This window comes from Clostridium sp. AM29-11AC (assembly GCF_003480545.1).
In the GTDB taxonomy this organism is placed as follows: Bacteria; Bacillota; Clostridia; order Lachnospirales; family Lachnospiraceae; genus Otoolea; species Otoolea saccharolyticum_A.
This window is the reverse complement of the sequence record NZ_QUJI01000008.1, coordinates 113,148-130,467: the sequence shown is the minus strand read 5'-3', so window position 1 is coordinate 130,467 and position 17,320 is coordinate 113,148. Positions and strand designations below refer to the sequence as shown.

General features: G+C 52.2%; 16 protein-coding genes and 2 pseudogenes. 1 reads left to right on the top strand and 17 read right to left on the bottom strand.

The features are described 5' to 3' along the window. Positions 1–430: 430 nt before the first annotated feature. Positions 431–1,651: a tetracycline efflux MFS transporter Tet(40) gene (gene tet(40), locus DW757_RS08300; protein WP_024407615.1), complete on the top strand. Its 1,221-nt coding sequence runs from the start codon at positions 431–433 to the stop codon at positions 1,649–1,651. A 154-nt stretch (positions 1,652–1,805) separates the two neighbouring features. On the opposite strand, the pseudogene DW757_RS08295 reads toward tet(40), so the two are convergent. The 17 genes and pseudogenes from DW757_RS08295 to DW757_RS08210 all read right to left on the bottom strand — a co-directional run. Then, positions 1,806–1,934, bottom strand: a pseudogene (locus tag DW757_RS08295) (Maff2 family protein); the annotation flags it as partial. 96 nt (positions 1,935–2,030) lie between these two features. Beyond that, positions 2,031–3,350 (bottom strand): annotated as a pseudogene (locus tag DW757_RS08290) (type IV secretory system conjugative DNA transfer family protein); the annotation flags it as partial. A gap of 35 nt (positions 3,351–3,385) precedes the next feature. Continuing rightward, on the bottom strand, positions 3,386–3,577 hold the full coding sequence (locus DW757_RS08285) for a transposon-encoded TnpW family protein (protein WP_087385022.1): 192 nt from the start codon (positions 3,575–3,577) through the stop codon (positions 3,386–3,388). Between the two features lie 107 nt (positions 3,578–3,684). Continuing rightward, a complete protein-coding gene (locus tag DW757_RS08280) occupies positions 3,685–3,972 on the bottom strand; it encodes a hypothetical protein (protein WP_087385021.1) in 288 nt (95 codons plus the stop codon). A gap of 109 nt (positions 3,973–4,081) precedes the next feature. Continuing rightward, positions 4,082–4,318, bottom strand: a complete 237-nt coding sequence (locus DW757_RS08275; protein WP_087385019.1) for a hypothetical protein — start codon at positions 4,316–4,318, stop codon at positions 4,082–4,084. A gap of 81 nt (positions 4,319–4,399) precedes the next feature. Continuing rightward, complete coding sequence (locus DW757_RS08270) at positions 4,400–4,696, bottom strand: hypothetical protein (RefSeq protein WP_087385017.1); 297 nt, start codon at positions 4,694–4,696, stop codon at positions 4,400–4,402. A 134-nt stretch (positions 4,697–4,830) separates the two neighbouring features. Then, on the bottom strand, positions 4,831–5,022 hold the full coding sequence (locus DW757_RS08265; RefSeq protein WP_087385016.1) for a transposon-encoded TnpW family protein: 192 nt from the start codon (positions 5,020–5,022) through the stop codon (positions 4,831–4,833). A gap of 77 nt (positions 5,023–5,099) precedes the next feature. Continuing rightward, positions 5,100–7,463, bottom strand: a complete 2,364-nt coding sequence (locus DW757_RS08260) for a DUF4368 domain-containing protein (RefSeq protein WP_118751467.1) — start codon at positions 7,461–7,463, stop codon at positions 5,100–5,102. A 391-nt stretch (positions 7,464–7,854) separates the two neighbouring features. Further along, positions 7,855–8,127 carry a hypothetical protein gene (locus tag DW757_RS08250; RefSeq protein ID WP_182433276.1) on the bottom strand — a complete coding sequence of 91 codons (273 nt, stop codon included), beginning with the start codon at positions 8,125–8,127 and terminating at the stop codon, positions 7,855–7,857. Positions 8,128–8,151: 24 nt separating this feature from the next. Continuing rightward, positions 8,152–8,490, bottom strand: coding sequence for a hypothetical protein (locus DW757_RS18010; protein WP_347559976.1), 339 nt, complete (start codon positions 8,488–8,490; stop codon positions 8,152–8,154). A 32-nt stretch (positions 8,491–8,522) separates the two neighbouring features. After that, entirely contained in the window at positions 8,523–10,712 is a 2,190-nt protein-coding gene (locus tag DW757_RS08245; protein WP_347559975.1) for an AAA family ATPase, read from the bottom strand. A 198-nt stretch (positions 10,713–10,910) separates the two neighbouring features. Then, positions 10,911–12,059 (bottom strand): M20 family metallopeptidase, encoded by a 1,149-nt coding sequence (locus tag DW757_RS08235; RefSeq protein WP_087383374.1) that lies wholly within the window; start codon positions 12,057–12,059, stop codon positions 10,911–10,913. Further along, positions 12,046–13,092, bottom strand: coding sequence for a nucleoside hydrolase (locus tag DW757_RS08230; protein WP_243033529.1), 1,047 nt, complete (start codon positions 13,090–13,092; stop codon positions 12,046–12,048). The genes DW757_RS08235 and DW757_RS08230 overlap by 14 nt, the downstream gene beginning before the upstream one ends. Before the next feature lie 106 nt (positions 13,093–13,198). After that, positions 13,199–14,119: a ribokinase gene (locus tag DW757_RS08225; protein WP_087383504.1), complete on the bottom strand. Its 921-nt coding sequence runs from the start codon at positions 14,117–14,119 to the stop codon at positions 13,199–13,201. Positions 14,120–14,200: 81 nt separating this feature from the next. After that, positions 14,201–14,950, bottom strand: coding sequence for a glutamine amidotransferase (locus DW757_RS08220; protein ID WP_087383377.1), 750 nt, complete (start codon positions 14,948–14,950; stop codon positions 14,201–14,203). Positions 14,951–15,074: 124 nt separating this feature from the next. Continuing rightward, complete coding sequence (locus tag DW757_RS08215) at positions 15,075–16,367, bottom strand: ArgE/DapE family deacylase (protein WP_087383379.1); 1,293 nt, start codon at positions 16,365–16,367, stop codon at positions 15,075–15,077. A gap of 11 nt (positions 16,368–16,378) precedes the next feature. Further along, positions 16,379–17,317, bottom strand: a complete 939-nt coding sequence (locus DW757_RS08210) for a nucleoside hydrolase (RefSeq protein ID WP_087383381.1) — start codon at positions 17,315–17,317, stop codon at positions 16,379–16,381. Between the last annotated feature and the right edge of the window lie 3 nt (positions 17,318–17,320).

Below are 17,320 nucleotides of genomic sequence, written 5' to 3'. Positions count from 1 at the left end.
CCCGCAATTCATTCAAAAATCTTCATTTTAGACTTGACTTTTAATAGTTAGTCTTTCCGGCAGGCATCCAATTCCAAAGGGTGGATACACAACCTAGCGGCTTATACAGGTATAGCCTGAGGCTTCCCAACCAGCCAAAACATAAATCACCACCGAAAGGATTGACAGACTTTCTAAGAGGTATCGCCAGCCAGAAGGCCGGCTCCCAAGGAGGAAACGTCAATGATCCTGCCTTCAGTGATTATACCTCTATATTTTGTCTGGTGCATTAAGGAAACCTCAGACACGGTAAATATGTCCTATAACTTCTGATGGAGGGGGAACTCCTCCTTCCGTTATATCTATATAGATTTATTAGATTGGACTTTGTAACTATTAACCAGTAGTCGTTCTTGACTACACCATTATTATACTAGGAGGATGTAACTTCATGTTTGCTAAAAATTCAAAGGCATATTCTGTCTACCTGCTGTTCCGATTTGTCTGTTCCCTGGCGGTTTCTATGTCCACAGTGCTTTCCATCGTGTACCACCTGGAGGTGGTGCAGCTGGATGCTTTCCAGCTTGTCCTGGTAGGGACGGTTCTGGAGACCTCCTGCTTTCTGTTCGAGATACCCACCGGTGTGGTGGCGGATTTGTATAGCCGTCGGCGCTCGGTGCTGATTGGAATGTTCCTCTACGGCCTGGGCTTTCTGATGGAGGGTGCGCTACCGTGGTTCGCGCCGGTTCTGCTGGCCCAGGTTGTCTGGGGTTGCGGTGATACCTTCATCACCGGCGCTCTGGAGGCGTGGATTGCCTCGGAGGAAGAGGACAAACCCATAGACAAGGTGTTCCTGCGGGGCAGTCAAATGGGGCAAATCGGCGGCGTTCTGGGCGTGGTGCTGGGCACACTGCTGGGAAACATAAACCTGCAAATGCCTGTCATCTTGGGGGGCAGTTTGTGCTTGTTGTTGGGGCTGGTGATGGTTCGCATCATGCCAGAAACCAACTTCTCCCCTGCTATTGAGGAACGGCAGGGCTTGCTTAAAGACTTTGTCTGCCTGTTCAAGCTCAACCTGGGCTTTGTGAAAGGCGCACCTGTGTTGCTGGCGCTCTTAGCAATCACACTATGCGGGGGACTTGCCAGTGAAGGCTTTGACCGGCTCTCCACCGCTCATTTTCTGGATGACACGGTAATACCCGTTATCGGGCCGCTGAACAGCGTCACTTGGTTCGGTGTTATCAGTCTTATCGGCAACGGCTTAGGTATTCTGGCTTCTCAGTTGCTCATCGCCCGCATGGAGAAAAAAGGGACTGTCAGCCGAACCAGTGTGGTCATGTCCACCAGCGCCGGGTATATCCTGTGCCTGGTTCTCTTCGCGGTGGGGCGGAGCTTTTGGTTCATGTTGTTGGTGTTCCTGCTGGCGGGGCTTATGCGCACCATCAAGGAGCCTGTGCTGGCCGCCTGGATGAACGACCATGTGGATGAGAAAATGCGCGCCACAGTCTTTTCCACCAGCGGACAGCTGGACTCTTTCGGGCAGATCATCGGCGGGCCTATTGTGGGGCTGGTAGCCCAGCAGGTGTCCATACCCTGGGGGCTGGTCTGTACCGCTTTCCTGCTGTTGCCCGCGCTGTTCTTAGTGCCGGTGGCGGGAAAGAAGCGGGATTGATATGGCATAGTTAAGTTTACTGACGAGCGGGAGATTACTTCCGCTCGTCTTCATTTAGTAGCGCAAAATTTGAGGACTCTTTATTTCCTTATTCGGTATAGCGGAGGCGGCTGTCAATTCGACATAATTTTCTTGTGATACTTTACCGTACATGAGCATTTGCCGCGGGATTGTCGGACCCATAACCTTCCAGAAGATTGACAACGCCCCACACGCCCAAACCAGCGCCCAGCGCAACAACGAGAGTCTGCAAAGTATCAATAGCGGAAGAAAAGAACTGCATAGAGCCTCCATTTCTCCGGGTGTTCCCCGGCCATGAAAAAAGCCGCCATCACTGGCGGCAGGTTACAGCTTCGGGACACTTTGTCCCAAAGTCCATTTATGCAAAGGCGTCTGGATCGTCGATGTCGTCATAGTTGAGGATGTCCTCGTCCTCTTCCGTGAGCGCATCGTCCGGCACAGCCACCTCATACATCTCACACGCCTCATTAAGCCCGGGCCGCCTGCGGCGGTTTATGAGCTTGTCGAGGTCAAAAGCGTTTTTCTGTTTGTCGGCTTCAGCCGTGTATTTATAATTCGGGTGCTTTTTCAGATCATACTTCGGGGAGTAGAACGGGGGCAGGCCCCGAAGCTGTAAAATGCACTTGTCCCCGGGCATGGTAGCCAGCTCGCTGGGTGTCATCAGCTCCCGGCCCAGCCGCTGGTTATTTTGACTGTAGCTTTCCGACTGCCCACGGGAGCGGCTGTCGGTCTGCATGGAGATTGTGGCCTTTCCCAGCCAGTTTTCCGATATTTCCTTGATGGTGCTGGCCTCACGGCCTCCCAGGAATACCACGCTGTCCATATTTCCGAGAATTGTCTCCGCGTGTTTATCGTAAATGGCCTTGCACTGCGCCAACTGCTGGTAAAAGAGCGTCAGCGATACCTCGCGGGAGCGGATTACCGCGCAGATTTTTTCGAGCTGGGGCACCTGTCCCGTGTTGGCCGCCTCGTCCCACAGCACCCGTACATGGTGAGGCAGGCGGCCTCCGAAAACATTGTCGGCCCGTTCACACAAAAGATTGAACATCTGCGAAAAGGCCAGCGCCACAAGAAAGTTATAGGTCTGCGTGGTGTCCGAAATGATAAAGAACACCGCCGTTTTCCGATCCCCGATGCGGTCAAGCTCCATCTCGTCATAGGACATAATCTCCCGGAGCTGGGGGATGTCAAAGGGCGCAAGGCGGGCCCCGCAGGAAATCAAGATCGATTTTGCGGTTTTGCCGCTACTTAATTTATATTTGCGGTATTGCTTGACCGCAAAGCAGTCCGGCTTGCGCTTTTCCAGCCCCTTGAACATATAGTCCACAGCGTTTAAGTAGTTTTCATCGTCCTCCTTTACTTCCATGCCGGAAATCATATCCACCAGTGTATTCATGTTCCGATCCTCGGCAAGGCCCTCGAAAATGATATAGGCAATCAAAGCGCAGTACAAAAGCGTTTCCGCCTTCGTCCAGAACGGATCGCCTTCCTTACCCTCGCCTTTGGTATTGGAAATCAGCGCATCCACAAATTTAAGGATGTCGGCCTCATTCTTGATATAGGCCAGCGGATTGTAGTGCATGGATTTTGAAAAATCAATGGAATTGAATACCTTGATCCGATACCCGCGCCGCTGTAAGAAAGAGCCCACCTGGGAGAGCACCCCGCCTTTCGGGTTTTGTCAATAAGGAACAAGAAAAAAGTATCTTGCTTTTAAGCGGTTTCATCACCGTTGTCGTTCTGGATAAGGCGCACAACCTTGTCCGTAAAGGTTTCCCGGCTGGTTTCGCTGAAATGGATATGAATGTCAAAGGTCGTGCCGCCGATGTTCTTCACAAGGTCGGGTTTGACGGTCAGAGGGGAAGCGGCTGCGGGGGTGCTGGTCTTGCTGGTTTCATTGTTCATAGGCTCTCCTTTCAAAGATAAAGCCCCATGTGGTCGGCACATGAGGCGGTCATATCGGGTAAGGGTGCAAGGGTGCAACAATGCAAAGGTATCTACGGATTGCATTCTTACTTTGCACTCTTGGCTTCGTTCCTGCGGTAGTACCATTGATTTCCCCAGCGTATGACTTCTATCTGGGTATCAAGGTTGCGGCGGGCATTTTTAACTGTTCTCTCGGATATTCCGGCTTGGGCTGCGGCCTTTACAATGTCCTCGCTGGCAAGCTCTTTCCCGTCTGCAATGGATAGCTTCTGCTTGATGATTTTCTCCCGGTTTTCAAACTGCCGGATTTTCTTCTTGCCTTCCTCAATCTCGGCGGTTAATTCCTCGCGGGTTTTCTCCCTCGGTTTCGTCATGGGTGGTCGCTCCTTTCTGCTCATAGGCATGGAAAAAGGGCAGTCGATTTTCTCGGCTGCCCTTGTGGGTATAAACGATTAACTCGTTGATGTTTTTCTCTATTATCCATTAAGGAATAATCGGCGTAGGGGGATTTGCTGGCTGATTTCCTCCCGCAGCAATCGTAATCCAAATGATAAAAACAAAATAGACTGCAAGGATTATCAGCAGAACAGTGAAGATTAGCTTGGTGCTTCTGGACAGTGACTTCCTTTTTGCAAACAATACAACAAGGATTATAACAAATGCAATACCTGCCACTGCCAATGTAATGTAATTCAGCAAAAAGTTTAACACGATTTCCATATCATCACTCCCTTTATGTTTTGTCTATTTAGCCGTTCAATACCAATTAAAGTATAGCAGAAACACATGAACAAATCTACATCATTTCAGCCTGTTAGAAACATTATTTTCTCTGGCATATCGTCGCGCCGCTTCCCGGCGTTCCTCACTGTATGGGGCGGTCAGACGGAAAGAGAAGCGGCCTTTCTCAATGTCAAACTCCATGCAGCCCGTTTCCGGGTCTGCGTCGGTCTGCTGGCAGATCGCCGGATAACGGCGGCTGTATGCAAGCAGACGCTTTTTCAAGGCAGTGTTGTGGGTGCGGATATGGATAAGGGGGTCTTTCTCGTCAAACCAAATATCGGTGGTCTTTTCCTGCTTGGTAAGCCCTGTTCTCATGCAAGCTCCTTTCCATGCCCTTGTTACGCAATAGGGGCATTTTTCGGGTGTTTTCTCTGGCTCTTGACTTGGAGAAAACGGCGTTTTTGACGATAAAAACCGCCCGGACGGGGAATGGTTCGTCGGGGCGGCTGTTATCGCAAAATTTCCGATTTTTCCGGCTCTTGACCGTCAGACGCGGATAAACGCGAACTGTCGGCAAGTATCGTCTTGAGCAGCTTGTCGCGGAATGTTTCTGTGCTGCTGTGATTGAAAAACAACTCCGCAACAATGGTCTGCCCGTTTCTCTGTGTCGTGATGATACTGTCGGGGGTCTGTTCTGCCATAGGCGGCTCCTTTCTCCGGGCGCAAAAAAGGGACTTTCCGTAGCCGGAAAATCCCTCTTTGTTGTCGGTTATTCTGTTTACAGTGCGGGCTGTGCGGCGGCGGCCTGCGCCTTTCTCCTTGCCCGGTATTCCCGCGCCTTGATACGCTCATACTCCCGTTGCTTTTCAAGGTTTCGCGCCCGGTACTCCCTTGAATATTGCCGGTGGTAGGCGCGGCTCTTTTCCTTTTTGGCTTCTTCGATTTCCTCCCGCATTTGCCGGATTTCCTGCTCTGTCGGCTCTGCAAGCTGCGTCACTTCGTTCTCAAACCTGCCGATATAGTTGAAATATATGCTGATATGCTGGATTGCGTATTTTGCCCTTTTCTGGTCGCGCTCATGCACTTCAATCCTGCTGATAAACTCGTTGAGAATGGCGGGGGTAAGGTCGGTAAAGGCGGCATGGCGTTCCGTCAGCTTCAAAAACTTCTGCGCCCGCCCTCCCGCGTTCTCATAAGCGGATAGCTGCTCTTGGAGTGTGGCAAGCTCCGTTTTCAGTGTGTAGTATTCTTCCGAATACTTCTGCGACATTTGCTCATAGCGGTCTTGCGGGATAGTGCCGAGGGCGTTGTCCTCATAGAGCTTATTCAGCACCTTGTCAATCTGTTCAAGGCGTGTCGTGATTTGCGGGATACGTTTCTGCTGCTTCTTGGTCTGGTCGGTCTGCTGCATGGCAAGGCTCTTTTTCACTAAGGCTTCAAACTCCGCCCGGTTGCTGATAGAGTAGTCCTCGATTTTCTTCAACACTTCCGCAACGGTCTGCATGAGCAAGTCAGCGTCAATGATGTGTGGGGAATGGCACTTGGGTTTTTTGGCTTTCCCCTTGTGGTACTCGCTGCAATAGGCAACGTGCCGCTTGCCGCCGTTTCTGTAATCTATGCGGATGTGCATTTTTGCGCCGCAATCCTTACAGAAAAGCAAGCCCGACAAAGGGTGAATTTCCCCGTCCCCGTTGGGGCGTCTGACGGGCGCGTTTTCCAAAATCCGCTGTGCGGTTTCAAAGTCGGCGCGGTCAATAATTGGCTCATGCACATTTTCGGTTATCTGCCATTGGCTCCGGTCTACATAGTGGTTCCGCTTGTCCCGGAAATGCTTTGTGGTCTTGAAGTTGACTACATCGCCGCAATACTCCTGCCGCGTAAGGATATGGGTCAAGGTGGCTTCCTTATCCAGCTCCCGGAGCTGTTTCGCCTGGGCCAGAGAGGGGGACGCCTGTTCCCCGTCAATGGAAACGGCAATCAGCCTTTGGTTTTTCGGCTTGATATAGGAAAGCTCCACCGCAGGCATGAAGCCCATCTTTTTATCGTCCACCTTATCCATGAGCTCCGGGACAAGGTGGTTAAGGCGCAGATACCGCATGACCTTTTTATAGTTCATGCCATGCGCCTCGCCCACAATCTCAACCGAGCGTTTCCCCACATCGCCCTCGGCCACACCTTTCAGCCGGGAGCCCTGGTGCTTGATGTCCTCTACCTCCGGATCCAAAAGGGCGGCCAGTTCGCTGGGGAGCGTTTGATCCCTCTGTTTGTTGCTGTCCTTCATGGCCTCCACCGCCTCGTGGTCGGTCATATCCCGGACAATAAAGGGCATTTCCTCCAGCCCGGCCAGTTCGCTGCCACGGCAGCGGCGATGGCCTGCCACAATCTCATAGCCGTTTCCGTCCTTTTCCGGGCGGGCAAGGCCGGGCACCATAACGCCGTTGAGCTTGATGGATGCCACGGTTTCCTGCATTTTGGCATCGTCCCGCACCTTGAACGGATGGGGGCGGAATGTATGGAACGGATGGAGCTCGGAAAGTTTCAGATAGACCAGCTTTCCCTCCTCAACAGGGCGGGGCGGCGCAGTCGGCTCCGTCACACCCTGCTCCGGGGGAGCGGCCTCCTTTGCGGGCGTATCCTTTCCGGCATCCGGGGGAACAGGAGCTTCGGGAGCTTTCCCGCCACTTCGGGACAATTTGTCTCGTTGTGAGGGCTGGGCCTTGTCGGGGGCCGCCTTGTCAGCCTTAGAGGGGCGGCCCTTGCGGGGCCCGGCCTTTTTGGGCGCCTTTTCAGCCTCCGGCCCGGTGCGCTCCGTCTTATCAGACTTAGGGGGACGGCCCCGGCGCGGCTTTTCGGCTTTCTCGCTTTCAGCGGCAGGACGATCCAGCGCAGGAGCCCCGGCCTCCTGTTCACGGGATGCCTCTGCCTTTTCCACCTCGGCCCGGGCCGCCTGCCGCTTTTCTGCCATGAGCGCGTCAATCTGCTCCGCAGAGATTACCACATCTCCGGGCTCGGCAGGCCCGGCCTGTTCCGGCGGGTGTTCGGGAACGGGGGCCTCCCCGTGGGCCGGATCAGCCACAGCGGGCGCGGGGGCCTCTTCAATTTTCTGCACCTCGGGGCCCGTGTTCAGTTTTTCATCTGCCATTCACTAACCTCCTTTTCGTGAAAGTTGCACAATTTTCGAGCTTAAATTTCTGTAATTATTTTTCTGCCTCCTTCCGGTCTATCCACGCAAAAAAGCCGCCCAAGATAGCACCTGGACGGCTTTCTGCGTAATGTGATAGATCAAATATTATTTTTTTCGGATTGCAGGCTCCGAAAAGCCTTGTATTTACAGCGTTCCTAATAAGAAACAATCATAAGAAAACTGCTTTATATCATCTGCTATTTGTTTTGGCATCAGCAATTTCTTTCTATACTTGCATACGAAAATAATATGATACTGTAACAAATACTTGTGTCTGTTTTTTGATTTCCACGTTCCCGTAACACAAGTATAGCACGAGCCACCACTTTTGGCTACCTTAACCCACCGTCTAAAGCCAATGGGATTGCGGTAGCCCTATTTCAATAACCGCCCCATCCTTCAATGTGATGATTCCGACATAATTTTTCGCTGTGATAACCTTGCCAATCCCCTTCTTTGCGGAAATCCCCATCAGTTCCAGAGCATCCGTATCGCTGCTGCGGCTTGTCAGGATGAAATCTTCCAGCTGCCTGAAGATATATTCCGGCAGAGTCTCATAGCCGGCAGCCTCTTTTTCGGAAATAAACGAACCATACTCTTTAATTTGATAAACTGGCTTCACTGCCGCACCTCGCTTCTTTTTCCTTTAGATGGAACGGTAAGCCTCTATATTGCTGAATGCAGAATCGTTCACCTCATAACTGCACCCGTCATCCAGGCCAACCTCTGTATCACCGAACAGTTCCCCGTAGTCGTTGGGTTTAACCGTGATAAACTGTTCCTCTGCATCTGTCTTTCTGTTATCGCCGAGCACCAGCCTGATTTTCTCATAGTCCTCATAAAAATATTCCTGCAGAAGGGGAAGGATGCTGTCTGCAAAAATGCCGGCCAGAACCTCTATCGTCGGGTTTTTCTTCAGGGGCATGAAGTAGGCATGACCGATGGTATGCTCCCTGTCATACAGAACCGCGATCCTCCTGTTCATGCGGTCAAGCATCTCCGCAACAGACAAATCTTCTACAAAAATATCGGACAGGACATCCGGATTAGGCAGCATCTCCCTGAAAAAAAACGGCGGCGCAGCGCTGTGTCTATGGCTGCGATAGAACGGTCAGCCGTATTCATAGTGCCGATGAGATAGACATTTTCAGGTACGCCGAAGGCTTTCTGAGAATAGGGCAGCATCACCTTCATGCCTTCCGGCCTCCCCCATCTCTTTGCCGGTTCCACCAGGGTAATCAGTTCGCCGAAAATTTTCGAGATATTGCCGCGGTTGATCTCGTCAATGATGAAAACATAATTTTCACGGCTTTCTGCCATGGGAGCGGCCGGCGCCGGATGATATTTCTCAATAATCTGGTATACATCGTCAAGTGACACCTTCCCAAGCCGGTAGACAGACGCCCGTGTCATGGTAACGCCTCCATTGATGGAAAGGATATTTTCCCGGATGTCTTTCACAATCCATTTGACTTTCCGCAGCCGTTTCATGGTGCCGTACTCGTCGTGCCACTCATATTCACCTGTCACAACACCGACCGCATCGATGGTGGTGGAGCTGTAGCACGAAAATACGATGTCTCCGATCTTCATACGGTTCATAAACGCATTCAGAACTGCACTGCCGCCATCGGCAAAGTCTGTTTCATCCGTAATATCCTTTCCATATCCGTCCCACCCGATACGGATATGGCCGTGTTCCAGGCACTCTGAGCGGACCGGGTTATCGCCGGTTCCCCACAGGGATACCTTCCAGATGCTGGGATACTCGTTAAAGCCAAAATTCTCCGCTCCTGAAGGGCCTGGACGCTGGGCCTTTTCACAGAATCTCTTAAACACGCCAGGCTCCACACCGTACTGGATCTCGCCGGATTCCCCCTCTGTACCGTCCGGGGAAGCAACCACAGGCCTGATCCCTTCGATAAATTCCTCATACCCGTAGGACTGATGAAATGTTGTAAATTCGATCCGTCCCTGCTCCCTGTACCAACGGTAGCGTCCCAGAACAGCCGGGTAATTGTTCTTCGCCTCCTGTTCCACCTGGGCCAGTTCCTTGTTTTCAATAACTGCCACGGCGTAAATCACTGTGTGATAAGTCTTTCCGGTTCCGGGAGGGCCGTAAAGAATGGTGTTCAGGCCAACGTCTGTTGCGGCTTCCTTTCCGGAATCAGGACAGGCGTCCGCTGCGGGAGTCTCCCTGTCTCCTCCCTTAAACTCCTCTTCAGACATATATACGCTTCCAAAGAATACAATGTCTGCCGTAAGAAGATGGTATGCCTCATCCTGATAGCAGTCATCGTCTAAACGGGAGCGGCTCATTTCCATAAGCTCCGGATCCTTTTGAATTTCCTCCAGGATCAGCCAGCACATCCGGGTATAGCTTTCCACCTTCCAGACCACCGATTTCTGCTTTGGTTTTTCTTCCACATAGCCGATCCGATCACGGAAAGCTGCAAACACTCTGGATTTAAACAGATAGTATGTTTCCGGATATTCGCATGTGAGATATACCATAACGGCACGCAGATCCTGAAAATGCTGTAAGGTCCTGTTCTGATCCGTCTCCTGTTTCCTTCTCTGTTTTATGTAGTTCTCAAACCCCTCCCTGAACGCAGTATATCTTTGAGCCAGGGGAAGCTCCTCATTGTAGAGCATGCGAAACAGTTCCCTGACCGCTTCCGGATCTGCCTGTGCGAATTCCACCAGCATCTTGTAGGGGTAGTACATACCGGAGGTCAGCAAATTCGCCATCTTTCGAAACGCCAGTTCAGCCATGGCTGCAAAATCGGGGGCATCTATATTCCAATGGGATTTGTACCAGCCGATTCCCTCCCATTTGTAGCGTTCCTTACTGTCTGTCTCTGCAAACTCAGTTTTGTATTTTTCGATAACCATACGGATTTTTTCGTTCACTGAATCCGGGGCAGCCGGCTGCGTGGAGCCGGCTGCCGGGATAATTCCAGCCTTAAACGCTATATACCGTCTCAGGTGGGACGCCATGTCACTGCGGCTTTTCAGTTCCTGGCGGCTTAAATCAGTGCGTTTCTTATCCTCCTCGATTTGCTCCAGCAGAGCACGGCAGCAGTCCCTCTGATACTGCTCATCAATATCTGCTGCGTATAAATTTTCTATTCTGTTAAGGCCGCTGGCATAGCTATTCCTGCTTTTCTCTCCCACGAAAGCCATATATCCATCCCGATCAAACATTCTCATTCCTCCCAGGTCACTCTCCGCAGAAACCAGTTTCTGCTGGTTTCATTATAGCACCTTCTGCAGGAATTCTGCCACACTGCCATTTCAGGGTATTGCCGGAAGGGGAAATCTTTCATGACTGGTACAGGCCAGGCAGCGTGAACAGGCGCTGCTTCGCAGGCCTCACCGAAAGTCTCAGTCTCCCAGTTCCGGCTACTCTGCCTTTCCAAGAGCCAGCTCCGTGAATATCTCTGCCGCCTGAATATAAGTTTCCGTCTCTACATACTCGTCCGGCTGATGAGCCAGCTCCGGCTTTCCGGGTCCAAACAACAGAACCCTCATTCCCGGATCCTCTTTGGCCAGAATAGAGGCATCTGTAAAAAAGCTGATTCCGATACTGTCTTCCTTAAGTCCCCGGCGCTTCAAAATGCCGCGCAGCCGTTTCATCTCCGGGCAGTCTCCGGGGATCTCAATGGCCCGGCGGCTGTTCTCCACGGTAAATTCAGCCGTAAAGTGAGAATTTTCCTCCCTAAGCCGTTCGGCTGCCCTCTCTGCAGCCTCCAGGACCATTTCGCAGGTGAGTCCCGGAACCATGCGTATATCCATCACCGCCTCGCAGCTGTCCGCCGCCATATTGAAAGCTTGGCCGCCCTTAATCCAGTTGAGCTGCGCCGTCGAACTGCCCAGGAACGGATGGGTAAACTGCTCTGTATATGCCTTTATCTCCCGGGCCAGCCGGACTGCTCCGTGAATCGCATTGGCTCCTTTCTCTGGATAAGCCCCGTGGCAGGTCTTTCCCCTGACGAGAATCCGAAGCCACAGACACCCTTTCTGAGCTGCTCCCGGGCGCAGGGCCGTAGGCTCCCCGATGAGCAGAAACCTGGCCTGGGGCATCTGCGCTTCCTCAAGAACACGCCTTGCGCCAATCCCTCCCTTCTCCTCATCGCAGGTTCCTATAAACAGAATATTCCGTTCAGGCTTTTCCGGGAGATGGGTGAGGGAAAAGGCCATAGCTGCCAGACCGCTTTTCATATCAGAAGCTCCTCTGGCATAAATTCTCCCGTCTTTCTCCGCCGCTTTCCCTGCATCAGTACTCCACTGTGCCGGATCCCCGTAGGGGACCGTATCCAAATGGCCGTTCCAGATTTCCGTTTCCGATTCGTCCCGCCCCGGTATCCATGCAATGACGTTGGCATGTCTGTCATCAATCCTGTCTACCCGGCTGTCGATTCCATACCGCTTAAAATAGGCATCCAGATACTCCGCAGCCGCCCCCTCATCATTCCTTCCGTTGACAGTGGGGATTTCCAGCAGCTCTCTCAGCAGAGAGACAGCCTCCTCTGCCAGCTTATGATCTCTCATCTTCCTCACCTGAGCCTTTCCTTCCTCCGACCTCCTGGGAAATCAGGCTTCCCAGCCTTCCCATGGCCTCCAAAAAATGTTCTACAAAGCCTTCCCTGTCTACCTGGAAGAGCACGCCTGCATTGTGAACCGGCTTCTTTTTGAACAGTTTTTCCTGATACCCGACGGCATCGATCACAGTCATGCCAGAGGTAAAAGTTCCTGCTGTCTCAATCTCTACATTGCAGTCCTTTATCTCGAACAGCTCCGGGTGGAGCAGCACGGCCACTGCGCAGGGATCGTGGAGCGTGCAGCCCGGAAAGCCTTCCACCTCATAATGATAACGGCTGTAAAAATCAATCAGCTCTGCAGCAAACACGGAGATCGCATCCTTCTGCGCCCGGAGCCTCTCATTTTCCTCCCTGGTCACATATGCCTTCTGTGTCACGTCAAGACCTGCCATGAGGATGGGAACGCCGGAGGAGAACACTGCCTTCGCAGCTTCCGGATCCACATAGATATTGAATTCTGCAGCCGGCGTCCAGTTTCCCACTGTCCCTCCGCCCATGATAGAGATAACTTCGATCCGTTCCCTCAGGTCCGGCCTGGACAGGAGAAGCACTCCCACATTTGTCAGCGGCCCTATGGCCACGATTGTCACCGGCTCCCGGGACTGCTCTAAAATCTCTGTCATCAGAGCCAGAGCCGTCTTAGGGCTCTTTTCCGTTTCCGCCGGCGGAAGGCCTGGGCCGTCCAGCCCACTTTCTCCGTGAATCAGCTCTCCACCCCTCTCAAACTGGCGAAACAGCGGCCTGTCCGCCCCGGCTGCCACCGGAATATCTGACCGTCCCGCCTTTTCAAGTACTCTCAGCGCGTTGTCCGTCACCTTCTGGATCGTCTGGTTTCCTGCAGCAGTCGTCACAGCCTTTACATCCAGCTCCTCCGACGACAGGGCCCAAAGAATGGCCATGGCATCGTCATGGCCAGGATCACAGTCAATGATAACGGGGCGTCTTCTCCTCTCCCCCATCTTAATTTCTGTTTTTGCTTTCATTCCCTGATCGCTTCCTCCGTTTCCGGTATCCAGCCGGCTCTTTCCTTTACCTCTGCACGCTGCCGCCTGACCGGTTTCAAAGGGCAGGCGACTCTCTTGTTTTTTCTTAAATCCCGAACTCTCTCTCCATCACCTGGTCGAGATTCGGAATGGACGGAGCTGCCCCCAGGCCCGACACGGTGATTGCAGAAGCCCTAGCGGCCAGATCCATGGACGCTTTCACAGAAAGCCCCCTCATCAGGCCGGACACAAAATACCCTGTAAAGGTATCTCCCGCCGCTGTGGTATCCACTGTCCTGGTTTTGTAGATGGGCTGTTTCACCGTCTCCTGCCCGTCCATGCAGACCGCCCCCATCTCTCCCAGCGTCAGAACGATCATCGCCTGTGGAAACCGCTCAGAGAGTTTTCTTAAAAACTCCTCCCCTCTGGATGCGGCATCCTTTCCCTCCTCCCCGGAAAGCCCGAGAAGCTGGCAGGCCTCAATCTCATTCAGAATGAACAGATCTACGAAGGAGAGGGGGAGAGCGAGGATTTTTTCATCCATGGGCGAAGGGTTCAGCACAATTTTCATGCCCTTTTCATGAGCCTTTTCCATAATATAGGCCATCTCATTGATCTCATTTTGCAGCACAATGTAATCCCCTGCCTCAAAAAAGCCAATGGCCTCATCTACCTGTGTCCGTTCAATGTTCTGATTCGCCCCGCCGTAGAGGATAATACAGTTATCTCCTGCCTTATCTCTCTGTATAATGGCATTTCCCGTGCGGATGGAATCAAGCCTTCTGACAAATTCCGTCCTGACTCCAGCCTCGCAGAGAAGCTCTATGAGAAATTCTCCGTCCTGTCCGATTGCTCCCGCATGGTACACCTCGGCCCCCGCTCTCCCTAGAGCCACGGACTGGTTCAATCCCTTTCCTCCGCTGAATATATCGAGCCGCTCTGAGGAGATCGTCTCTCCTTTCTGCACGAAGTGATCCAGGCTGTACACATAATCAATATTCAACGATCCAAAATTCAGTACCTTCATCTGTTTAACCACCTTGTCATTTTTTGTCCGGGACAGTCCGCCTCTTTTATGGGAGCATACCGCCATATTGTCTTTGCCTTCCTACTCCTCCCGCATCAGCCATCTGGCCAGATTCTGGAACAGTATATCGTATCCCTTCCACTCACAGAATTCAGGCGGAGCCCAGTGAGGTGCACAGTCTGTCGTAAAGGCTGCAGACCGTCCCTTTCCGTATTCGCCAAGAGCGATAAACGGATCACCGCAGACAGAAGCTACCTCTACTGCCTCCGGCTTCAAAATTGTCTTGTTGTATCCTAAAACTCTCGGCCACTCCCTGTCAAGTCCTTTTAATACCGGGTGATCCTGTACCGTCACAGGCCTTACGCCCTCGCAGTGCTCCATGCGGTCGTCTGTGTGAAGCACCTGAACCGGAAGTACCTCCTGTACCGCCGTATCCTGCCATTTTCCTTTGCCGTCCACACCGGAAAACGTCATATACCCTCCCACCATCAGAAGGGCTCCTCCTTCCAGCACATAGTCCCGGAGCAGATTGCACCGGTTTGGCCTCATCTCGCTTCTCGTAAAGGTAGCTGTGGGAAGCAGAAGGGTATTTGCGCCAATGTCTGAGAGAATGATCAGATCGTATTCCTCCAGCTCCTCCATGGTAAATGGGAACTCCTCCATAGCCAGATGATTCGGAAGGAATACAAACTCATAGCCGCCCTTCTCCATAGCTGCCTTCAGATACTTTTCACCTGTCTCATAGACAGATGTATAAAAGGTGTCAAATCCCTTCACATGTGTGGTATAGCTCATCCATGATTCCCCTGCAAGCAAAATCTTCTTTCCCATTGTCTTTCCTCCTGATTTTGTTGTTTTAAATTATTCCTTTTATCTATTTCCTTTTTTCTGTCTTTCGCCTGTTTATCTTTCTTCTGTTTCCTTCTGTCTTGTTTCTCCGCTGTCCCTGGAGGTTTTATTCTGTCCTCAGGTCATTCTCCCCTCTGCAGAACTCCAAAATCAGCTCTGCATAGATAAGAATTGCTTCCAGGTAGGCGTCAATACTCACCCACTCATCGATTCCGTGGCACTGGGCCAGGTTTCCCGGTCCAAACTGTACCGTCGGACAGTCGGCAATGTTTCTCCACAGTCTGGAGTCGCAGCCGGCCGGCGAGCCGACTACTCTCACTTCTTTTCCTCTGGCTTTTCTGTAGGCCTCCTTAAAGCTGTCCACAAAAGGATGAGCCTCCTCCATCTCAAAGCCTCCTCCCGCCTGGTAGATAGACACCTCCGGGGGATGCTCCTCCATCCAGGGGTCTGCCAGAGCCGTCCGTCTCACCGTATCTGTGAACTCCTCTACCACCTGGTTATAGCTCATCTGTCCGGGAAGATAGTGGACGCAGACGGAAATTTCGCAATCACCAGCCACTGTGGAGCCGGCGCTTCCTCCTTTTATCACTCCCACATTCAGATTCGGAGCGGGGAGAAGGGGGTGTTTGTAGGACAGCAGCCACTCATGCTCCTTATCATTCAGGGCATTCATCACCCTGACAGCCTTCTCGATGGCGCTGACTCCATTTTTCTTTCCGCCGGAATGACAGGCCTTTCCCTCAAACTCCACCTTAAAGAACACAAATCCCATATGTGCCAGAATCAGCTCATCGCTGGTGCCCTCGCACACTACTACTCCGTCGGCCCTCTGGCCGCTCATAATAGCCTGCATGGAACCGTTTCCTCCGCCCTCCTCGTCGCAGACAGAGGTGATTACCACATCGCCAGGCAGCTCTGAAAGCCCTGCATCCCTCAAAAGCTGCACCGCCATGACAGAGGCTGCAAGGCCTGCCTTCATATCCGCTGTTCCGCGCCCATACATTTTTCCATCCCGTATCTCAGGCTGAAAAGGAGGACTCGTCCATTCATCAGCTTCATCTGCCGGCATCACATCAATATGGCTGTTGAACATCAGGCTCCTTCCGCCTTCCCTGCCCTTAAATCTGCCATAGACATTGTACCTGTCTTTCTGATTATGCCCCAGATTTCCCTCCTGGTACAGTTCACTGCAGCGCACAATATCCTCTTCCTTCATGGGATCCACGGCAGTTTCGGCGCCCATGGCGTCAAACAGGCGGATCATATAATCCTGCCCCTCCTTCTCAAGCCCTCCGTCAATCCCGTGTCCCAGGTCATGAGTATCGATGGCCACCAGCTCTTTAAGTACTTCTATATACTTGTCTCTGTTCTCGAGAAGAACCTCTTTCAAATCCCTCATGCCCAAGCCTCCTAATTATACATCCGGATCAGTTTTTCCACCAGATCCCAGAACCGCTCCGCATCGATATCAATGCCCACATCCGCGTTGGGCTCCATCTTCTGATAGCCGAAGAAATCGCAGTTGGTCCTTCCGTAAGACTGAACGCTTCTGATGTCAATCTCTGCATGCATGGGCTTCGTCTTTACGATGCTGCTGTCAATAAGCCAGGCGATCGTCAGCGGATCGTGGAGAGGTCCTCCCTCCCATCCGAATACCTCCTTCTGAGTCCTGCAGAAATGCCCCATCAGATCCACAAAGAGCTTCGATGCTCTGTTTCCGATTTTCCCCATACGTTCCACCACTGACGGATAGCACAGGGCCTTTCTCGTCACGTCAAGCCCCATCATCGTAATCGGGCGTCCTGCCGTAAAGCACACGTAGGCTGCATCTGCATCTGCGATGATATTAAACTCTGCAGCGGGAGTCACATTTCCGTTTGTGTAGGCTCCACCCATCAGGACAATCCTCTTAATCTTCGGTACAATCCGTGGCTCCATCCGGATTGCCATGCCCAGGTTCGTCATCGGCCCCGTGGTCACCATGGTAATATCCCCGTCTGACTCCATCAGCGTCCTTATGATAAAGGAGACTGCATGCTCCTTTTCCACGCTCCTTGTAAGCGGCGCAAATACCGGACCGTCAAGTCCTGTTTCTCCGTGAATGTCTCCGGCTGTCATCTTCTCCCGGATCATGGGCTGACCGCATCCTGCATACACAGGTACGTCAAGTCCCAGACACTGAACCACATTCAGCGCATTGATCTGGGTCTTTTCCAGAGTCTGATTTCCCGCTACCACCGTAATTCCGAGAAGGTCAATCGCAGGGCTCTTGCCCGCCATCAGAATTGCCACTGCATCATCGTGCCCCGGATCACAGTCCAGAATAATTTTTGTCTTCTCCCTCTCCATCTC